The organism is Variovorax sp. 01T439_2 (assembly GCF_056398445.1).
This window is the reverse complement of the sequence record NZ_JBFTPJ010000905.1, coordinates 1-2,383: the sequence shown is the minus strand read 5'-3', so window position 1 is coordinate 2,383 and position 2,383 is coordinate 1. Positions and strand designations below refer to the sequence as shown.

Below are 2,383 nucleotides of genomic sequence, written 5' to 3'. Positions count from 1 at the left end.
GGAAGACCGAGAACTCTTCGGTCCACGCGAACGAAGAGTCGGTGAAGTAGCGCACCAGCACGTTGGCAAAGGTGATGAGCGCCAGCGCGCCCATGATGATGACGGTGAGCCAGTCTTCGATGGCGAGCGGCACCCGGGTGGGCTCGTCGGCGGCTTCGATGTCTGGGGGAAGGGGGCTGGCGGCGTCCAGCAAGGGGCCGGACTCGTTGGGAGTGGTCATCGAGAGGGAGGGGGAAAGCAGCTATGGATGGTAACGATCCATGTCCATCCGTTCATCGGGGTTTTCCTAAGCTGCGGCCCCGTTGCACGCCCCTCCCGGCTCTCTCGAAGCGGGCTACTCGAGCTTGGCGCCCGAATCCTTGATCAGGCGCTCCCAGACCGGGCTTTCCTTCTTGTAGACGGCGGCAAAGGCCTCGGGTGAGCTCTCCTTCAGGTCGAAGCCCATTGCCGCCACGCGTGCCTGCACGTCGGGCTGGCGCGTGGCCTTGCCCACCTCTTCGGCAATGCGCTGCACGATCGGCTTGGGCGTGCCGGCCGGCATGGCAATCGCGAGCCAGCCGGCCACGCGGTAGGCCTCGTCGTCCAGGCCCTGCTCGGCCAAGGTGGGCACGTTGGGCAGCGTGGCCATGCGGCGCTCGCCGCTCACGCCGATGGCCCGGAGCTTGCCGGCCTCGATGTGCGGCTTGGCCACCAGCGCGCTCGCAAAGGCCATCTGGATCTGGCCGCCGATCAGGTCCTGCAGCATCGGCGCCTCGCCCTTGTAGGCGACGTGGTTCATCTCGGCCTTCTGCGTGAGGCTCATGTGTGCGCCGGCCAGGTGCGGGTAGGCGCCCACGCCGTACGAGCCGTAGGCCACCTTGCCCTTGTTGGCGGCCACGTACTTCAAGAGCTCGGGCCCGCTCTTCACCGGCACGCTGGGGTGCACCACCAGCACCAGCGGCGCGGTGGCGATCTGGTAGACCAGCGTGAGGTCGCGCTGCGTGTCGTAGGGCAGCTTCTGGTAGAGGAACTGGTTGGTCAGCAGCGAATTGCTCAGCGCCAGCACCAGGGTGTAGCCGTCGGGCGGCGCCTTGGCCACCGCATCGGTGCCGATGATGCCGGCAGCGCCGGGCTTGTTGTCGATGATCACGGGCTGGCCCAGGCCCGCCGCCATCTTCTCGCCGACCACGCGGGCCAGCACGTCGGTGGCGCCGCCCGCGGCAAAGGGCACCACCATGCGGATCGGCTTGCCCGGATAGGCCTGCGCCCAGGCGGCCGGGGTGGTGGCCGCGAGCGCGAGCGAAGCAATGCCGCAGTGCAGGGCGCGGCGGGTGATGCCGTGCGCGGTGTTGGTGGTGGTGAAGGTTGCGCTCATGTCCGATGTCTCCGGCGGTCGTTGTTGTCTGTCGAAAAAAGAAACCGGCACGCGGTGGCTATTCGGCCAGCACCTGCGTCTTGAAGGGAAGCGCCTCGAGCGCCGTGCGGATCCGAGCCTGCAGCGGCGCCGCGAGCGCGCCCGCGGCCGCGGCATCGATGCGCACCTGCACCAGGCTTTCGCCCTCGCTGCGCACGCGCGGCCAGGCGGCCGGCGGCGCGCCAAGCTCCCCGCACACCTGCGCCACCGTGGCCGCCACCACGCGGCTCGCGGCCATGGCGCGAAGCTCGGGCTTGTAGATCTTGCCGACGTTGGTCATCGGCATGTGCTCGATGATGCTCACCGAGCGGGGCTTGGCGGGCGCCTCGTCGACGCGCGCGGCGGTGAAGGCCAGCAGCTCCTCCTCGCTGGCCGAGGCGCCCGGCACCAGCGTGGCAAAGACCACCGGCAGCTCGCCCGCATAGGCATCGGGCGCACCCACGGCCGCGCACAGCTGCACCGCGGGATGCGCACCCAGTGCGTCCTCGATCACCTTGGGGTCGATGTTGTGGCCGCTGCGGATGATCAGGTCCTTCGAGCGGCCGCTGAGGTTGAGCCTGCCGTCGCCGTCGATCCAGCCCAGGTCGCCGGTCGCGAGCCAGCCGTCGGCGGTGAAGGCCTTGGCGTTGTCGGCCGGATCGACGAAGCCCGAGAACAGGTTGGGCGACTTGAACAGCACCATGCCCTGCTCGCCGGGCGGCAGCTCGCGGTCGCTGGCGTTGCCGTTCTCGTCGAGCGCCACGATGCGCATCCGCATGTGGGGCAGCGCAAAGCCGACGCAGCCCGCGGGCCCGTCCACGCCCGGCGGCGTGATGGTCGAGATGCCGGCCATCTCGGTCATGCCCAGGCTCTCGTGCACATGCAGGCCGAACAGGCGCTCGAAGCGCGCGGCCAGCTCGGGCGAGAGCACGGCGGCGCCCGTGCGGCAGTAGCCGATCGACGAGATGTCGGCGCCGTTGAGCGGCACGTTCGCGAGCGCCGCCAGCACCG

3 protein-coding genes are annotated in these 2,383 nt (G+C 69.7%); all 3 read right to left on the bottom strand.

Annotated features, from left to right (window positions below):
• A partial coding sequence (locus AC1DOC_RS29585) for a TRAP transporter small permease (protein ID WP_478131116.1) occupies positions 1-220 on the bottom strand: 220 nt, incomplete at its 3' end.
• Positions 221-334: 114 nt separating this feature from the next.
• Positions 335-1,354, bottom strand: a complete 1,020-nt coding sequence (locus AC1DOC_RS29580) for a Bug family tripartite tricarboxylate transporter substrate binding protein (protein ID WP_062363269.1) — start codon at positions 1,352-1,354, stop codon at positions 335-337.
• 58 nt (positions 1,355-1,412) lie between these two features.
• The coding region (locus tag AC1DOC_RS29575; RefSeq protein ID WP_478131115.1) for an AMP-binding protein at positions 1,413-2,383 on the bottom strand (971 nt) is incomplete at its 5' end.

Excerpts from the sequence above, each read along its gene's own strand:
- AC1DOC_RS29580 (WP_062363269.1), bottom strand. The coding sequence starts at position 1,354 with ATGAGCGCAACCTTCACCACCACCAACACCGCGCACGGCATCACCCGC.